The sequence below is a fragment of the Enterococcus sp. DIV2453a genome, assembly GCF_050533535.1.
In the GTDB taxonomy this organism is placed as follows: Bacteria; Bacillota; Bacilli; order Lactobacillales; family Enterococcaceae; genus Enterococcus; species Enterococcus faecalis.
Genome location: NZ_CP172899.1, coordinates 1,422,347 through 1,439,325 on the forward strand (window position 1 = coordinate 1,422,347; position 16,979 = coordinate 1,439,325).

Sequence of the window (16,979 nt, forward strand, 5' to 3'; positions counted from 1 at the left end):
CCTTTTTAATTAAATACTAAGGTCTTAACAATGACTGGAAGGACGGCTCCTTCTGCCACTGGTAAACCGATATCTACATAATCACCGTTTTCTACTTTGACCGAATCAAGACAGATAAACGGATAGTCTTTTGGCAGATGGGCACTTAAGGCATGCCCTAAAGCTTTCGCCATGTCTTCATCCACCATAACAATAATGGGAATTTGTTCAGCAACTAAACTAGCTAATCCTTCCACAATCCCTTGACCATAGCGTTGAATATCAGCAAATGTTGGATTGCTCATGCCTCTAATTGCTAGGGCAATCTGGGGTGTTTCTTCAATACGATGCCAATTGAGTTTTTCTTGGATTCGCTGGCCTAATTCTGTCACAGTAAGGGTTTCATCCTCTTGCGCTAATTTTAGAATTGGGATATTTTTTACCGGCAAAATTTGCTCACGATAAGCGATCGTGCTTCCGCTAATTTCAGCAGTGTGTGAACCTGCTCCGACGACCGTCGCTCGGATTGTTTCTGCGCTTTCTAAGACTTCTTTTTCCGAAAAAATCAGTGACTTTCTCAAGTATTTCCCTAAAAGTAAGCCGATGTCCCCATATTTAAAGAGATTCGTACTTGTCGTATTTAAGCAATCAGCCACACCACCAGAAAATGTTACAATTGGTAATTCCTCACCTTTTCGTAGTGGATGGTTGGTTACTAATAACTGGTAGAACGGACTTTGTGTCCCCAAGCCAATGCTATTTTCTAACACGGCAACTAATTCCGAAATAATTGGCAGTAAGTTTTGTTCGGTGGCTTGGTCACCAAGGTGCAAGGTTAGCCCTTTTTTATTTATAATTTCTTGAATCTTCGGAGCTATATAGGTGATTTTTTGTTGTTGATCTAATTTAATTAAGCGTCCGCCAATGTCAAAACAAGCCGTGTCAATCACTTCGCCATCTTTAAAGACAGCTAAATTTGTCGTTCCACCACCAATGTCTAAATTAACCACTGGTTTGCGTTTCGTTTCAGAATAAGTTTGAGCACCAGCGCCTTTCCCGGCAATGATACTTTCTAAATCAGGACCAGCCGTAGCAACGACAAAATCACCTGCATAGCCACTAAGTGCTCGTAGCACATTGTTGGCATTGCTTTTTCGAGCAGTTTCACCTGTGATAATTACCGCACCCATTTGAATATCTTGTTTATGAATGCCTGCTTGGCGATATTGCTCCGCTACAAACGCTTTGATAGGTTCTGCATCAATCTCTGATTGGTTAAGTAAGGGTGTAAAGATAATGTCACTTCGGTAAATGACTTTTTTATCAGAAATGCTGATACGTGGTACTGTAAACGCAGAGGCAAAATTTTCAACAGTTAATTCTGACAAGACTAATTGGGTTGTAGACGTCCCTAAATCAATCCCTACGGTTAAAAGTGTTTCCTTCGACATCGCCTGACTCGCCTCCTTTTGCATACAAAAAGGCACTTAAAGAATCGTTAGAAAATTTCTTTCTACTTTTCTTTAAGCGCCTTTGCTTAATCAATGAACAACATCACTGGTGTTCTGTTCGAAATAGAAACAGGTTTTAGTTCCCTGTTTATTGGATTCAATTGTAATTTTTCCTTTTAATTTATCTTTTACGTAGCTTTTGACAATCATCAAACCTAAACTGGTCTCGTTACTTTGATGAACGTCATAGCCTTTACCATTATCTGTAACAGTAATGGTAATCATTTTATTATCTAATGTTCCACTAAGTTTAACAACGCCACTTGTTTGTGGCTCAAATGCGTGATCAAAAATGTTTTGTAATAGTTCGTTGACAACAAGGGAAATGGTGACCATTTGTTCGCTAGAAACCATAATGGCTGGATCAACATCCATCATCATCTCAATGGGTTGTGCGCCTTGAAAAAGATGTCTAAAATTATACATCACTGCTTCCAATGTTTGCCGTAAAGCAACGTCATCTTTGACTTGTTTTGACAGCAATTCATGGGTGGCTGCAATCGCCATAATTCGATTGACACTTTCATGAAGGACTTTTTTTGCTTCGGGGCTTTGCGTTCGCCGTTCTTGAATACGCAATAAGGAAACCACCGATTGCAAGTTATTTTTAACACGATGATGAATTTCACGAATCGCAACAGATTTGGAAATAATTTCCGCTTCTTTTTCTTTAAATTCTGTATTGTCTTGAATAATCATAATCAGTTGTTCTTCTGATGCCAACCATACTTTCCGAACCTTAAAATAATAATTAAGGTAGGTCGTTTTGCTTTCAATTGGTTGATTACTCATTTTATATTTCATTTGATACAACACATATTCAAAAGTTGTATAATCGATGGACAAATTGTCATAACTCATTCCAATGATATTATCCCGATAACCAAGTTTGCGATAAAGCTCTTGTGCATTGTGATTGGTAATTAATAAGTGACCCGCCGCATCAAAAATCAAAACGGCTTCTGCCAATTGATCAATAAATAATGCGTCGACTTGACTAGTTGATTTCGCTACTTTTGCTAACTGGCAGTTATTTAGCTCCTCTTTTTGTAAGTCCGCTTGAATCTCTTCATCTGCCGCAATCTCGACAATGATGACACCAATCGTTCGATGTTCATTGCGAATGGGATAGATATTTTGCTTAATCAAACGATTTTCCTGAGTCACTGCTAACAAACCAATGCTATTTAAGCTAGTCTGCATGGTACGCAGAACACCAGGTTCATTTTTTAATAAAGCTTCCATCCCGACGACATCTCCGCTATATAAAGAAGTTGTCTTCGCAGGCGGCTTATGATAAACGACTAGTGCTTGCTGTGACATTTCCTTATACACATCAATAAAAACATCTGCACTTTGATAGAGTGTCGTCGAAGAAAGATAACGTGCTGTACGTTGTAATTCTTTAATGTCTGATTCTGAAAGATTGGTATATTGGTGACATAATTGCTCTAATCGTTTCATTTATTCATCATCCATTACAATCAATTCTGCAATTTCACTCATACGTGCGCGTTTGTTCATACTTAACGTACGCAACATTTGGTAGGCTTCTTCTTCCGATATATGATTTTCTTTTACAAGAATACCTTTGGCTTTTTCGATAATTTTACGTTCTTCTAATTTTAAACTTAATTTATCGATTTGATTTAGTAACAGCTGCGTTTGTTTGCCTCGTTCAATGCTCATTTCAATTGTAGGTATTAATGATTTTTCGTCTAGAGGTTTAACTAAATAACCCAGTGCACCTAATTTTTTAGCCTTGTCCGTATTTTGTACGTCACTGTATGCAGATAAAAAGACAATACTACTGGCTAGTTGGTCTTGAACAATTTTTTTACCTGCTTTTAGACCATCTAAAATTGGCATTTGAATGTCCATTAATACTAGGTCAGGTTGTGTTTTTTTACATACTTCAATTGCTTCAAAACCATCAGCTGCTTCACCGACTACTTCGTACCCTGCTTCTATCACAATATCACGAATATCGAGTCTCGTAATAGGTTCATCATCGACTATTACAATTCGTCCATCCATTTTCTTCACGCCCTTGTCCTTTCAACGCTATGTTCTGGTAATTTTACAAGTTACAGAAAAGTTTAAAATCTGTTGTAAACCTTCAATCACCGCTTGTAAGGCTGCTTCCACTGAGCTTACGTCACCAGAAATGACTACCGATCCAGAAAAACGATCAATAAAACCGATTTGGATATCTCCGCTTTTAGTCGCAATATCAACAGCGATAATTGCCGCTTCGCTCGGAGTGATTGTCAAAATACCTAGTGCATTGCTGGTGCCTTCTGGCAACCCTAATTTTGTATAAATTTCTTTATTAGGACTAGCAATGATGTGCGCTAACGTTACTTGTTTCCCAGGAACATATTCTTGAATCATTCGTTGTTTTTCTTCCAACCAGACTCGCTCCTTTAATTTAGCAAATAAAAAATCCTCAATAAAAAACGTAAAGGTTCCACTTTCGCTTTCTACTAAGGAGCTTCTTTGCTCTTAAATTTTGAAGCACGCCGTTGTGCTACCCACATTATATGTTATCGATTTCATCCTGTCAATCGCTTATAAGATAGAATTTAAAATTTTTGTCACTTCTGCTGCTGTTGGTTGGACAGGATTTGTTTTGGTGCAGCCATCCATCAATGCGCCTTCAGCTATTTTTGGGATCGCAGCTTGGACTTCTTCTTTTGGTAAACCATAGTCACTAAAAGTGGCAGGCATGTTTAATTTTTGACGGAGTTGCTTGATTTGTCGAATAAATTGTTGAACACCAATCCGTGCATTGGTTGTCTGTGTATCATTTAGACAATTTGCTAACTGCGCATAACGTTTAGCTGTTGGTTCGTTGGTGACTTTGCCATTCGCTAAGCCACTGTTATATGCAATGACTTCAGGTAAGAGCATTGCATTCATTCGTCCATGTGGCACATGTAAACGCGCACCGGCCGCATGAGCAATACCGTGATTCAAGCCTAACGAAGTAACATTAAACGCCATCCCTGCCATACATGAAGCTAAATGCATATTTTCACGGGCTTGTTGGTTGCTACCCTCATTAAAGGCTATTTCTAAATTGTCGAATACTAAGCGAACGACTTTTTCGCACAACGCATCTGAAATCGGATTTGCTTCTGTTGAAACATAAGCTTCAATAACATGCGTTAAGACGTCCATTCCTGTATCCGCTGTGGTTTTTGGTGGCATACTCATCACTAAATTTGTATCTAAAATCGCAATTTCTGGTTGAATTTCATCTGTTACAAGCGGGATTTTGGTGCCAGTTTCAGCAACCGTAATCACTGAAAAATTCGTAACTTCTGAACCAGTTCCACTAGTTGTAGGAACCGCAATAAACTCAGCAATCTGAGTTTGCAAAGTACGTTTGCCAAAAAATTTCATTGCTTTGGCCGCATCAATAGCAGATCCCCCACCTAAAGCTAATATCGTATCTCCTTGAAATGTCGCTAACTGCTTAATTCCCGCAGCGATCTTATCAATTGGTGGATCGGGGATGATGTCACTAAAAATTTGCCATTCACTTTTTGTTAAATGCTTTGTCACTTCATTCACAAATCCAGAGTCAACCATGAATGGATCTGTGACAATGAAAACACGTCTATCATGAAGTGTTTCCAAATTGGCTAATGCGCCTTCTCCTACCCATAGTTCGGTAGGGAAATGAATTGTTTTCATCTCAATTCCTCCTTAATAAAATACAAAAAGACACTTCAAACAAACGAAAAATCATCTGTCTGAAGCGTCTTTGCTTCCTTATGTATACGCCATTGTACACGAAACCTTATCCATAGAGTACAACGCCTTTAATTAATTGTCAATAAAAAAAGGGAATATAGCAGTACGTCATTGTACCTGAAATCTCCTTCAACATTGAAAGACCAGCCCAAAATTCCCAAAAGCACTTCCTCGTGCCATTAATTGGATTAATACAAATATCTTGGGCTGGATTTTCAACACAAGCGTTGTTAAGAAACATCCTGTTTTGCCTCGAAACAGCATGCCCAATAATGAAAAAATGAAAAGACCTGACTTAAAAGCAACCTTGCTTCTTCACAGTGGCGGGACCGTGCCAGATTCTCACTGGCTTCCATTCATATTTTTCATAAAATATTCGTTTAATCTATCTGAAATTTACCATAAGTTTTTTAGAAAAGCAACTGTTTACAATCCATCTTCTTTAATTTTATGGAAAACCTTTTCGCTTCGTTCATAAAAAACATCAGGTCGTTGTGCTTGAACATTTAAATAGCGAGCCAACGCATAAAAATAATCTGATAAACGATTGGTAAAAATTAATACCTCTTCGTTAATTTTGGCTGTCCAATTTAAACGAACAATGATGCGTTCTGCGCGCCGTGCAATCGTCCGAGCCACATGAACCATACTGGCTGCTGGGGTTCCGCCAGGTAAAATAAAACGATCAATATCTGGTGATTGTGCAGTGTAGAAATCAATCCGCTGTTCTAGCCAATGCACACTTTCCTTTTGTAATTTAAATGGTCGTTGTGCTTCAATCGGTGTTGACAAATCTGTTCCCGCATCAAAAAGTAAATGTTGTAAAGCTTCTAGTTCTTCTTTAATTTCTTGATTTTCTTGTGGAAGTTGGCTGATAATATAGCCGACCCAAGAATTCAATTCATCAATCGTTCCATAACTTTCAACTCGATCAGAATCCTTAGCGACGGTTGAGCTGCCGACTAATTTCGTCATTCCCTTATCGCCAGTTTTTGTATAAATTTTCATTCTGCTTCATCCTCCTCTAAATAATCTACTAATTCTTGCAAGCCAATTTTTTCAACAGAAGAAATTTCAAAAATTCTTGTTGCACCCGCACTTTTTAATTGTTGCCGAACAATCTCTAACTGCTGAGAATCTTGTGCTAAATCAATCTTGGTTAAAATACCAATGATTTCTTTCGGGAAAATACTACCAAATCCTGGTGAAAAAACTTGTTGTGTTTCTACAGCACTTTGAACCAAACCAATCACATCTGCTTCTGCCGCTGTGACGTTTAACGCATTATAATATTGTCGATGCAAAATAAACTCGCCCGGTGTATCAATCATTTCTGTATGAAATTCCACCGCCTGTGTTTTATCATAAATTAATTCTTTGCCTTGCAGAGCTTGACATAACGTGGTTTTGCCACAACCGATAGCTCCCATTAAAATGATTCGTTTCATCGCTACCTCCATAAAAAAGGAGCCCAAAGCAAGTACCATCACGTACTTAGTCTTGGGCTCCTTTGCCGATTTGTTAAAACACGCCATTGTGTTTCTGATTCTTTGCCTTTATCTTACCTGTTTCCAAAAAACTTGTCAAAATTATTGAATAGTTTCCCAAACTTTATGTTGTTTCTGAAAATAGGAGACAATATCTGTTTCAAAAATTGTTTGTAAAAATTCTTTGGAAGCCAACGTTTGAAAATCACCTTGCACGGCCACTTTCCCTTGCTTCATAAACACAATTTTTTCACTTAGCGTTAACGCTAAACGGATATCATGAAACACCCCGATTAACGTTTTCCCTTCTTGCGCACTCCACTCATTTAACTGCTGAATCAATTCTTGTTGATACCGAATATCCAAATGATTATTGGGTTCATCCAATAAAATAATTTCTGGATCTTGTACAAATAATTTAGCCAAAAATACTCGTTGTTGTTGTCCTCCTGAAAGCTGATTGACAACTTTATCTTTTAAAGGCAATAAACCCGTGCGTTCTAAATAATAAAGGACTCGTTCTTTTTCTTGTTTAGAAACAATAGGTAAAAAACGTTGTGCTTGTTGTCGATACGCCCCCATCAAAACTGTTTCGTAAACCGTATAATCAAAAGCAACTGTCGTGAATTGACTCATCATCGCTACTTTCGTTGCCAATTCCTTCCGCTTTTGTCCATGAACTTCTTGACCATCAATTAAAACAGAACCACTATAAGGGACAAGTCCGGCAATCGTTTTTAAAAGTGTCGTTTTACCGCAACCATTTGGACCTAAAATACAAGTTTTACTACCTGTCGGAAAAACGAGGGAAATATCTTTTAAAATGGGGGTTTGTTGGAGCGTTACAGCTGTTTCTTTTAATTCAATCATGCAGCAACGCCCCTTTTTTTAAAGTAAATATACAAGAAGAATGGCGCTCCGATCAAGGCTGTTACGGCCCCGATGGGAATTTCTCTTGGTGATAAAATCGTGCGGGCAATTGTGTCCCCTAGTACCATGATGGTCCCACCTAAGATTGCTGAACCGGGAATCAGCCAGCGATGAGTCGCCCCTAGATAGCGACGGACAATATGTGGCGCTATTAAATCAACAAAACCAATCACACCGACAAATGAAACCGCACTTCCTGCTAGTAAACTAGCCAAAAGAATAATGCGTAGTTTTGCTGTTTTGACTTCTACTCCCGCTAACATCGCATGTTCTTCTCCTAAGCCAAGAACATCCAATGCGTTGGCATCAAACCAAAGAAACAAACTGCTGACAAGCAAGATTGGACAATAAATAGCAATTTTTTGCCAATTACTGCCAGAAAAACTACCCATTTGCCAAAAGACTAATTGTTTCAAATAATCTTGGAAAAGTGCTGTAATCAACGTCAAAATAGCACCGACAAACAAGGTCATAATCATCCCCACTAAAACAACTGTTTGATTAGACATTTGACTATCCATTGTTTGCGTAAATAACAAAACTAAAAAGACCGTTGCTAAGCCAAAGATAAAACCAGTTAAAGGCAATAAAAATGCCCCTAAAATCGAAGCAGTTACTCCAGTTACCATGATTAACGCAGCGCCTAAGGATGCTCCCGCTGATACGCCCAAAGTATATGAAGAAGCTAAAGGATTACCTAAGAGTGATTGCATCACCGTGCCACTTACTGCTAAGCCTGCGCCCACGAGATAGGCCATCACGACACGCGGTAACCGTACATTCCAGATGATTCCCTCTAAAATCCCGTCTTCTGAAACCGTCTTTTTCACTAAAATTTGAAGCAAATCCGTTAACGAAATCTGAACACTTCCAATTTTAATACCCAAAAAGAGCATGCTCATACTGATCAAGAGCATCAGTATGAGACACGTTTTTTTACTCATCTTTTAAATCCTTGTATTCCTCTGGATAAACAGCTTTTGCCATTTGTTTTAATGCTTTGGTAATGTGGTTATTTGGTAAAGAGCTAGACATGTTATCGATTTCGAAAACTTCTTTGTTTTGAACTGCAGGAACGTTTTCCCAGTTTTTACGAGCTAAAATTTCTTTGGCGGGATCTTTCATATAGTTAACATTGGTTAAAATGACTTCTGGTTTTGCAGCAATGGCCGCTTCTTCTGTCACTGGTAACCAGCCTTTTTCATTTGCCAAAACATTTTTTGCCCCAATTGTTTCAATCATTTCATTTAAAAACGTCCCATTACCAAAGCTGTAAATGTCTGGTAAGGCAGCTACTTCAAACAAAACAGTTTTTGGTTTTTTAATGGTTTTACCAATTTTGGCCACTTCGTCGATTTCTTGATCCATTGTTTTGATTAACTTTTGTCCTTTTTCATGTTCAGATAAGCTATCCGCGATGAATTGGACGTCTTCTTTGATTGCTTTGATACTTGTACTAGTGGGGATATTAACGACTGTAATTCCAGCATCTTCCACTTGCTTCCAAACACTTTCTGAGCTAGCTAAATTGATGTCATTCACATAAACAATTTGTGGTTTCAAGGCAATCAATTTTTCTGCATCGACAGCCATCATATCCATTTGTGGTAATTTTTTTAAATCAGTCATCATTGTACTACTTTGAGTATCAACTGCGATTAATTGGTCGGTTTTACCTAAGTCTTCAATCACTTCTGTTGTTGATGGTACTAGGGAAATAATTTTGGTTGCTTCTTTGGGTAAAGTAATTTCTTTGCCGCTACGGTCTTTGGTTGGTAACGTTACTTCTGTTTTTTCAGAAGAGGTAGTTGCTTTCTTTTCCTGTTTGCCACACCCTGCTAAGCCAAGTGTTGCTACTAAACCTAAAGTCATCATTGTTAAAGTAAATTTTTTCATTTTTTCATCCTCGCATTCGTCTATTTTATTTTGGGGAAAATTTTCTGAAATGAACCTCCTTTGTCTCAACGTCAAAACAATACAAAAAAACCACTTTTTTCTCCAATAGAAAAAAAGCAGTCACTTAACTATGCTAATGATATACTCAGCCAGTTATCTTCAAAGCCCCTTCTTTTTCCTACAAAAGAATGATTAGACTTATCAAGCCGGTATCCTGACTTAGCTTCTTCTTACTCCCAATCCTTCCAGAATAATCTGTGGTCTTATTGGTTTCATCCACCATACAGTAGGTAGGTCTGTAGAGGATTCGCACCTCTTTCCCTGACACTTCATAAGTACATATATATTGTATCTTCGTTGATAACTAATTTTCAAACCAGTGATTAGACGTCTTTGTCTAATGACACACATTTATTATAACGGTTATCAACCATTTGTCAACGCTTCCTCAAGCAAAAGAAAAACTTTTCTTGTTTTAGTTATTAGACGTTGTTCCGTTTTTCTATTCATGATAAAATAAATCCTAGTTTGAATAAGAAAGAGGTTAACTTGATGAAAATCGTCATTTTGTTACTTGTTGCCTATTTATTAGGTTCAATTCCCTCAGGTGTTTGGATTGGCAAACTTTTCTTTAAAAAAGATATACGCCAATTTGGGAGTGGGAATACAGGAACAACCAATACATTTCGTGTCTTAGGGAAACCTGCCGGAATTACGGTATTATTAATGGATATCTTGAAAGGAACGTTAGCCACTTCATTACCCTATTTGTTTGGTTTACAAGGCGTGAATCCGCTCTTCTTTGGGGTAGCAGCTGTTTTAGGGCATACCTTCCCTATTTTTGCCAATTTCAAAGGTGGTAAAGCCGTAGCCACTAGCGCTGGCATGTTATTAGCATACAGCCCCACATTTTTTATTTATTCTGCTCTTATTTTTGTGATTTGTCTGTATCTAACCAGTATGGTGAGTTTAACAAGTATGATTAGCGCTGTACTAATTACACTTTCTACTATTATTTTGCCTTTCACTGTCCCAGCTATTTTACCAACATTTAACTGGTTATTAACTGTGATTGCGATTGCTTTGACTACTTTTATCTTTGTCCGTCATCGTGAAAACATTCAGCGAATTAAAAATGGAACAGAAAGTCGCCTTTCTTTTGGCTTACGTGCAAAAAAATAAAGAAAAAGGCTGTGAACATTATTTGTTCACAGCCTTTTTCTTTATTTTACACTAATCATATACTGTGTTTTAAATAGTTCGTTAGCTGGTAACTTATTGATGCCAAATTTTTCAGCAAGTTGGCCAGTTGTGTCGACAGCATCAGCAATCCCGCACCAAGGTTCGATACAGACAAAAGGCGCTTCTTTCGGTGTCGGTGACCAAATCCCCACAAAAGGCATTTCTGGATAACTCAAAGTGACTTGATGGTCACTTTCGTCTGTGGCAATTGTAATCGCTGTTTGACCTTTTGTTTCAAAAATCATTGCATCATTTTCAAATAATTGATGCGTTAAGTCAAAGCTGGTATTCGTTTGGGCTAGCGTTTTATTCGCTAAATCAATAAACGGGCCTGCTAAGGGAATTTGTGTCCGTGATTTTTTAGGTGAAAAACTTAGATAATAATCTTCAAACGTTAGTGAAGATTCTAAAGGTACATTAAAGGCTGGATGACCACCAATCCCAAAATACATCTCTTCTTTCCCTGTATTTTCTACTTGGTAGTTTACAGTCAATTCTTGGTGTTCTAATGTATAAGTAATCACTAGTTCAAAATCAAAAGGATACTTCTTCTTGGTTTCTTTTGTTGATTTTAGTGAAAAAGAAACTTCTTCTCCACCTTTTTCAATCACATCAAATACTTGATCACGAGCAAAACCATGTTGAGTTAAATGATACGCTTGATTTTGGTACATATACGTATCTTCTTTTAGACGACCGACAATCGGAAAAAGTACGGGCGCATGGCGGGCCCAAAATTCAGGATTTCCTTGCCAAATATATTCAATGCCGGTTTCTTTTGATTGTAAACTTACTAATTCTGCTCCTTCTTCAGCAAATGTTGCGATTAGAAATTCATTTTCAATTTGTACAGTCATTGCGTTGTCCTCCTAGTTGATACGAGCAATTGCTTATTTTTCCAACTCTTTAATAAATTGTTGATTTAACACTTTTAAATAAGTCCCTTTCATACCAAGAGAACGTGATTCAATAATTCCAGCTGATTCTAATTTTCTTAAGGCATTCACAATTACGGAACGAGTAATGCCTATTTCATCTGCAATACTTGAAGCAGTTAAACGACCTTCTTCGCCATCTAAGGCTTCAAAAATGGCATGGACGGCTTTTAATTCACTATAGGAAAGAGTGTTGATGGCCATTTGCACGGCAGTCGCACTGCGAACTTCTGCTTCAATTGTTCTGGATTGATGATACAAAATTTGCATGCCGACAACGGTCGCACTATATTCAGCTAACACTAAATCATCCTCGTTAAAGGATTTTTCAACACGCGCTAAAATAATCGTACCCAAGCGTTTGCCAGCACCGTACAAAGGCACAATAGTGGTTAACCCAAACGGATACAGCTCTCGTGATTCAAAAGGAAATGCAGTTAAATCACTGTCTATTGGAATATTGGCTTCGGTTACTTTGAGCATATCCACGGCCTCGGTGTATCCTTGAGGAAATTTTTTCTCTTTAAACATATTTTTGATACGGGCATTATTAACATCTAATTTTTCAGTATACCCCAACAAATCCCCTGAACTGCTAATAATATACGCATTACTTTCTAAAATATCCCCTAAAATCATTGCCATTTTGTTGTACGGAAGTTCTGCTTGTACGTCAAACAGATTGTTTTTTTGCAAAAGCTCGTTCACTTGACGTGTTTTTTCTAATAATGTAGCCATCTTTTCTCCTCCAGCCTTTTTTATAAGATGTAACGACTTAAATCTTCATTTTGAACAATGTCATTCAATTTTTCATTGACATATGCTTCGGTAATCGTAATTTCACCCATTTGCATATCTGGTGCTTCATATAATAAATCTTCTAATAAACGTTCTAAAATTGTGTGTAAACGACGCGCCCCAATATTATCTGTATCACGGTTTACATCATAAGCGATGTGTGCTAACCGTTCAATTGCTTCTTTTGTAAAGATGACTGAAACATTTTCTGTGCCAATTAATGCTACATATTGTTTAATTAAAGCATTATTTGGCTCAGTTAAGATACTTACGAAGTCATCCGCCGTTAAATCATCTAATTCAACTCGAATTGGGAAGCGGCCTTGTAATTCTGGAATCAAGTCACTTGGTTTTGACAAGTGGAAAGCACCTGAAGCGATAAATAAAATGTGATCCGTTTGTAAAGGACCATACTTCGTGTTAACTTGGGAGCCTTCAACAATTGGCAAAATGTCTCTTTGTACTCCTTCACGAGAGACTTCGCCCGAATTTTGTTGGCTTTTAGAGGTGATTTTATCAATCTCATCGATAAAAATAATTCCGCTTGATTCAGCTAAACGAATCGCTTCACTATGAATATCAGCGTCATTGACAATTTTTGCTGATTCTTCTTTCACTAATAAGTCTTGTGCTTCTTTCACCGTTACAGTACGTTCGATTTTTTTCTTTGGTGACAGAGCGCCTAACGTTTCATTTAAGTCGATGCCCATTTGTTCTAGGCCATTGTTCATAGCTGGCATCGTTTTCTTCGGTTCTTCAATTTCAATTGTTACTTCTCGATTATCTAATAGACCTTTTTCCAGCTGTTCCAAAATTGTTCGGCGATTCGCTCGAATATCTTCCGTTACTTCTTCTTGTGCTTCTTGCTGTTGCTGAGCCATGTTAAACATGTTCATCATTTGTTCAAATTGATTACCGCCAGCCTGTTTTTGTTCTTTTTTAATTCCAGGCACTAATACTTTGACTAAACGTTGATTGGCCTTTTTCAACGCTTGCGCATACACGCGACTGTATTGTTGTTTTTCAACAATTTGGATCGCATTTTCTACTAAATCCCGCACCATTGATTCGACATCCCGACCGACATAGCCTACTTCTGTAAATTTGGTTGCTTCAACTTTTACAAAAGGCGCATTGACAATTTTTGCGAGACGACGAGCAATCTCAGTTTTACCAACACCTGTTGGTCCAATCATTAGTAAGTTTTTAGGCGTAATATCTTGTTGCATATTTTCTTCTAATTGCAAGCGACGATAGCGGTTACGTAAAGCTACCGCCACTGATTTTTTGGCAGCTTGCTGTCCAACAATATATTGATCTAGTTCTTTGACTATTTCTTTTGGTGTTTTGTTTAATTCATTCATGGATTTTCCCTCGCTTATAATTCTTCTACAATGATATTATGATTCGTAAATACACAGATATCTGCAGCAATATTTAAGGCATTTTTAGCAATCTCTTTCGCTGGCATTTCTTTATCGCCAAAGTTTTTCATGGCTCTTGCAGCGGACAAAGCAAAATTACCGCCTGAACCAATTGCTAAAATACCATCGTCTGGTGTGATGACTTCCCCAGTTCCTGAAACTAAGAGCATTTCTTCCTTATTCATCACAATCAGCATAGCTTCTAATTTTTGCATAGACTGTTGTGTCCGCCACTCTTGGGCTAACTCAACCGCAGCTCTCGTTAAGTTTCCGTTGTATTCATTTAATTTTCCTTCAAACTTTTCTTCTAATGTAAAGGCATCTGCCACACTTCCTGCAAAACCGACAACGACTTCATCATTGTAAATACGGCGCACTTTTTTGGCCGTACCTTTCATAACGACAGATTCCCCCATTGTTACTTGGCCGTCACCAGCCATTGCAAATTTTCCATCTTTTTCGACTGCACAAATTGTTGTAGAGTGAAATTGTGATTCAACCATTATTGTTCCTCCTAGACGTTTACCTCCATTATGCACGAGGATGAAACGTTCGATAATTTTTTTGTAAACTTTCTTTTGTCACATGCGCATATATCTGAGTTGTTGATAAATTAGCATGTCCTAATAATTCTTGAACTGTCCGCATATCGGCGCCATTATTTAATAAGTGTGTCGCAAATGTATGGCGTAACATGTGGGGATGAATTTCCGCATTTAATGAACTTTTTTTAATTAGTTGGTTTAAGACATATTCAATCCCTGTTGGCGTGATTTGTTCACCATGATGATTAACAAAGACATACGGATGCTTTTTTTGATATTTTGTCATTAATAGCGCGCGGCCATTCTCTAAGTAATCCTTTAAGGCGTCTTGTGCAAATGAACCAAAAGGCACATAGCGATCTTTATTTCCTTTTCCGTGAACCAATAAAACAGAAGCTTGAAAGTCAACTGCGTCCACCGTTAAGTTCGCGCATTCACTGACCCGAATACCAGTCCCATACAGAACTTCTAGCAACGCTTGATTTCTCAAATCAAGCGGTTGCTCCCCTTGTGCGCTCTCAAATAATGCATCCATTTCTTTTTCATAAAAAAAACGGGGCAACCGTAACTGTTTCTTTTTCATATGAACATAGGAAAAAGGATTTTCTTGGATTGCTTCATTTTTTAATAAGAATTGATAAAAAGAACGCAAACTGGCAATTTTTCGACTAATCGAATTGCGGCTATATTCCTGATCATATAATTCGCTCAAATAAGCCCGAACATCCAAATGTTCTACAGTCAAATAATTGTCATTACCTGAAGTCTTTAAAAACGAAAAAAAATGTTGTATATCTTCTTGATATGCTTTTTTTGTTTTTTCTGAATAGCCTCTTTCGACAATAAGATAACGAGCAAATAACTCAGGCCAATTCTTTTCTTCCATGTGATAGCCCTCCTCATTCGATTACAAAGTAACTTTAGCATAACCTTTTTCAAAAGACAATTAAGTTGTCAGAATTTAATCAATATTTCTAAATATGTTCACAATTTTAACTATTCTTTAGCTTTTGTTATTTTTTTCTAAAAATTAAAAGACTGAGTATCATCGCATTTCTTAGCAATGATGCTCAGTCTTTTCTCATATTTTTTCTAATTTAGTCTAAAGATTGGATAACTTGAGCTTGAACATCTAAGGCCCGATTAGCAATCGCTTCATAGCGTTCTTTTTTGTCACGAATTCGTTCAGGTAACTCTGGGAAAAGCCCAAAGTTTGCATTCATTGGTTGGAAATGTTTGCCTTCTGCATGTGTAATATAATAAGCCATACTTCCTAAAGTCGTTTCGCGAGGGAATTCAATCGGCTCTTCCCCTTTGGCAAGACGAGCTGCGTTAATACCTGCAAGTAAACCACTTGCCGCGCTTTCAACATATCCTTCAACACCAGTCATTTGTCCAGCAAAAAACAGATCGTCACGTTTTTTTGATTGGTAGGTTGGTTTTAGCAACTCTGGAGAATTCATAAAACTATTACGATGCATGACGCCATAGCGAACAAATTCAGCATTTTCTAATCCCGGAATCATACGGAATACTCGTTTTTGTTCACCCCATTTTAAATGCGTTTGGAAACCAACAATATTGTATAAAGAAGCTGCAGCATTGTCTTGACGTAATTGAATTACAGCATAAGGGCGTTTACCTGTTTTAGGGTCTTCTAGTCCGACAGGTTTCATTGGGCCAAACAACATGGTTTTAATACCACGTTGCGCCATTACTTCGATGGGCATACAGCCTTCGAAAAACTTCTCTTTTTCAAACGTGCGTAAAGGAACCACTTCTGCATTGACTAGCGCTTCATGAAAAGCATTGAACTCTTCTTCAGTCATCGGACAATTTAAGTAAGCCGCTTCCCCTTTGTTATAACGAGATTTTAAATAAACTTTATCCATGTCAATTGTTGATTTATCAATAATTGGTGCTGCTGCATCGTAAAAATAAAAGCCTTCAGAACCATTAAATTCTTGAATTTTTTGAGATAAGCTTTCAGAGGTTAAGGGCCCCGTTGCAATAATTACAATCCCTTCTGGAATATCAGTGATCTCTTCATTTTTGATTGTAATTAATGGATGACTTTTAATTTTTTCAGTGATTGTTTCAGAAAAAGAATCACGGTCAACTGCTAAGGCGCCGCCAGCTGGTACAGCGGTTTGATCTGCACTACCAATAATGATTGAATTTAAACGGCGCATTTCTTCTTTCAAAACACCTACCGCATTGGTTAAACTATTTCCACGTAATGAATTAGAACAAACTAACTCTGCAAAATTTTCTGTTTGATGCGCTGGTGTCTTTTTGACAGGGCGCATTTCATATAAATCAACTGGTACGCCAGCATTGGCCACTTGCCATGCCGCTTCACTTCCGGCTAAACCGGCACCAATAATTGTGACTTTTTTTGTCATGTATAAAAATTCCTTTCTATGTCAAGAAGTTAAGAGCTGTCTCTTACAAACTCAATTCATTTTAC

17 protein-coding genes and 2 riboswitches are annotated in these 16,979 nt (G+C 37.7%); of the genes, 1 reads left to right on the top strand and 16 read right to left on the bottom strand.

Features of this window, described 5'->3' with window-relative positions:
* Positions 1–5 precede the first annotated feature (5 nt).
* The 10 genes from eutA to IGK03_RS07075 all read right to left on the bottom strand — a co-directional run bounded on the left by eutA (position 6) and on the right by IGK03_RS07075 (position 9,634).
* Complete coding sequence (gene eutA / locus IGK03_RS07030; RefSeq protein ID WP_002382341.1) at positions 6–1,454, bottom strand: ethanolamine ammonia-lyase reactivating factor EutA; 1,449 nt, start codon at positions 1,452–1,454, stop codon at positions 6–8.
* Positions 1,455–1,520: 66 nt separating this feature from the next.
* Positions 1,521–2,954, bottom strand: a complete 1,434-nt coding sequence (locus tag IGK03_RS07035) for a sensor histidine kinase (protein ID WP_002357504.1) — start codon at positions 2,952–2,954, stop codon at positions 1,521–1,523.
* The gene (locus IGK03_RS07040; RefSeq protein WP_002357503.1) at positions 2,955–3,527 is read right to left on the bottom strand and encodes an ANTAR domain-containing response regulator; all 573 of its coding nucleotides are present in this window, start codon (positions 3,525–3,527) and stop codon (positions 2,955–2,957) included.
* A 27-nt stretch (positions 3,528–3,554) separates the two neighbouring features.
* Entirely contained in the window at positions 3,555–3,902 is a 348-nt protein-coding gene (eutS, locus tag IGK03_RS07045; protein WP_002345864.1) for an ethanolamine utilization microcompartment protein EutS, read from the bottom strand.
* Positions 3,903–4,061: 159 nt separating this feature from the next.
* A complete protein-coding gene (locus tag IGK03_RS07050; RefSeq protein WP_202520365.1) occupies positions 4,062–5,192 on the bottom strand; it encodes a 1-propanol dehydrogenase PduQ in 1,131 nt (376 codons plus the stop codon).
* Positions 5,193–5,484: 292 nt separating this feature from the next.
* Positions 5,485–5,634, bottom strand: a riboswitch (adenosylcobalamin (AdoCbl) riboswitch).
* Between the two features lie 44 nt (positions 5,635–5,678).
* On the bottom strand, positions 5,679–6,260 hold the full coding sequence (locus IGK03_RS07055) for a cob(I)yrinic acid a,c-diamide adenosyltransferase (RefSeq protein WP_002360247.1): 582 nt from the start codon (positions 6,258–6,260) through the stop codon (positions 5,679–5,681).
* Complete coding sequence (locus IGK03_RS07060; protein WP_002363995.1) at positions 6,257–6,700, bottom strand: EutP/PduV family microcompartment system protein; 444 nt, start codon at positions 6,698–6,700, stop codon at positions 6,257–6,259. Before IGK03_RS07060 ends, IGK03_RS07055 begins: the two co-directional genes overlap by 4 nt.
* A gap of 141 nt (positions 6,701–6,841) precedes the next feature.
* The gene (locus tag IGK03_RS07065; RefSeq protein ID WP_202334830.1) at positions 6,842–7,609 is read right to left on the bottom strand and encodes an ABC transporter ATP-binding protein; all 768 of its coding nucleotides are present in this window, start codon (positions 7,607–7,609) and stop codon (positions 6,842–6,844) included.
* Positions 7,606–8,613, bottom strand: coding sequence for a FecCD family ABC transporter permease (locus IGK03_RS07070; protein WP_002360246.1), 1,008 nt, complete (start codon positions 8,611–8,613; stop codon positions 7,606–7,608). The genes IGK03_RS07065 and IGK03_RS07070 overlap by 4 nt, the downstream gene beginning before the upstream one ends.
* Positions 8,606–9,634, bottom strand: a complete 1,029-nt coding sequence (locus IGK03_RS07075) for an ABC transporter substrate-binding protein (protein ID WP_002384486.1) — start codon at positions 9,632–9,634, stop codon at positions 8,606–8,608. Before IGK03_RS07075 ends, IGK03_RS07070 begins: the two co-directional genes overlap by 8 nt.
* A gap of 118 nt (positions 9,635–9,752) precedes the next feature.
* Positions 9,753–9,912: riboswitch (cobalamin riboswitch) on the bottom strand.
* Between the two features lie 205 nt (positions 9,913–10,117).
* On the opposite strand from IGK03_RS07075, the gene plsY reads away from it, so the two are divergent.
* A complete protein-coding gene (plsY, locus tag IGK03_RS07080; RefSeq protein ID WP_002360243.1) occupies positions 10,118–10,747 on the top strand; it encodes a glycerol-3-phosphate 1-O-acyltransferase PlsY in 630 nt (209 codons plus the stop codon).
* 41 nt (positions 10,748–10,788) lie between these two features.
* Here plsY and IGK03_RS07085 read toward each other — a convergent pair whose 3' ends face one another.
* From IGK03_RS07085 to trmFO, 6 genes are all read right to left on the bottom strand, one after another.
* Positions 10,789–11,664, bottom strand: a complete 876-nt coding sequence (locus IGK03_RS07085) for an aldose 1-epimerase family protein (RefSeq protein WP_010823702.1) — start codon at positions 11,662–11,664, stop codon at positions 10,789–10,791.
* A gap of 33 nt (positions 11,665–11,697) precedes the next feature.
* A complete protein-coding gene (gene codY / locus IGK03_RS07090) occupies positions 11,698–12,480 on the bottom strand; it encodes a GTP-sensing pleiotropic transcriptional regulator CodY (protein WP_002357492.1) in 783 nt (260 codons plus the stop codon).
* A gap of 20 nt (positions 12,481–12,500) precedes the next feature.
* Entirely contained in the window at positions 12,501–13,904 is a 1,404-nt protein-coding gene (hslU, locus tag IGK03_RS07095) for an ATP-dependent protease ATPase subunit HslU (RefSeq protein WP_002408464.1), read from the bottom strand.
* Between the two features lie 14 nt (positions 13,905–13,918).
* Positions 13,919–14,467, bottom strand: coding sequence for an HslVU peptidase proteolytic subunit (gene hslV / locus IGK03_RS07100; protein ID WP_002357489.1), 549 nt, complete (start codon positions 14,465–14,467; stop codon positions 13,919–13,921).
* Between the two features lie 28 nt (positions 14,468–14,495).
* Positions 14,496–15,395 (bottom strand): tyrosine recombinase XerC, encoded by a 900-nt coding sequence (gene xerC, locus IGK03_RS07105; RefSeq protein ID WP_002357488.1) that lies wholly within the window; start codon positions 15,393–15,395, stop codon positions 14,496–14,498.
* Between the two features lie 211 nt (positions 15,396–15,606).
* On the bottom strand, positions 15,607–16,914 hold the full coding sequence (gene trmFO, locus IGK03_RS07110) for an FADH(2)-oxidizing methylenetetrahydrofolate--tRNA-(uracil(54)-C(5))-methyltransferase TrmFO (protein WP_002357486.1): 1,308 nt from the start codon (positions 16,912–16,914) through the stop codon (positions 15,607–15,609).
* Between the last annotated feature and the right edge of the window lie 65 nt (positions 16,915–16,979).

Bases quoted from the DNA above. Each gene is read 5' to 3' on its own strand.
- eutA (WP_002382341.1), bottom strand. From the start codon at position 1,454: ATGCAAAAGGAGGCGAGTCAGGCGATGTCGAAGGAAACACTTTTAACC.
- IGK03_RS07085 (WP_010823702.1), bottom strand. From the start codon at position 11,664: ATGACTGTACAAATTGAAAATGAATTTCTAATCGCAACATTTGCTGAA.
- plsY (WP_002360243.1), top strand. From the start codon at position 10,118: ATGAAAATCGTCATTTTGTTACTTGTTGCCTATTTATTAGGTTCAATT.
- hslU (WP_002408464.1), bottom strand. From the start codon at position 13,904: ATGAATGAATTAAACAAAACACCAAAAGAAATAGTCAAAGAACTAGAT.
- codY (WP_002357492.1), bottom strand. From the start codon at position 12,480: ATGGCTACATTATTAGAAAAAACACGTCAAGTGAACGAGCTTTTGCAA.
- hslV (WP_002357489.1), bottom strand. From the start codon at position 14,467: ATGGTTGAATCACAATTTCACTCTACAACAATTTGTGCAGTCGAAAAA.
- IGK03_RS07055 (WP_002360247.1), bottom strand. From the start codon at position 6,260: ATGAAAATTTATACAAAAACTGGCGATAAGGGAATGACGAAATTAGTC.
- IGK03_RS07040 (WP_002357503.1), bottom strand. From the start codon at position 3,527: ATGGATGGACGAATTGTAATAGTCGATGATGAACCTATTACGAGACTC.
- IGK03_RS07060 (WP_002363995.1), bottom strand. From the start codon at position 6,700: ATGAAACGAATCATTTTAATGGGAGCTATCGGTTGTGGCAAAACCACG.
- IGK03_RS07035 (WP_002357504.1), bottom strand. From the start codon at position 2,954: ATGAAACGATTAGAGCAATTATGTCACCAATATACCAATCTTTCAGAA.
- IGK03_RS07050 (WP_202520365.1), bottom strand. From the start codon at position 5,192: ATGAAAACAATTCATTTCCCTACCGAACTATGGGTAGGAGAAGGCGCA.
- IGK03_RS07070 (WP_002360246.1), bottom strand. From the start codon at position 8,613: ATGAGTAAAAAAACGTGTCTCATACTGATGCTCTTGATCAGTATGAGC.
- trmFO (WP_002357486.1), bottom strand. From the start codon at position 16,914: ATGACAAAAAAAGTCACAATTATTGGTGCCGGTTTAGCCGGAAGTGAA.
- IGK03_RS07065 (WP_202334830.1), bottom strand. From the start codon at position 7,609: ATGATTGAATTAAAAGAAACAGCTGTAACGCTCCAACAAACCCCCATT.
- xerC (WP_002357488.1), bottom strand. From the start codon at position 15,395: ATGGAAGAAAAGAATTGGCCTGAGTTATTTGCTCGTTATCTTATTGTC.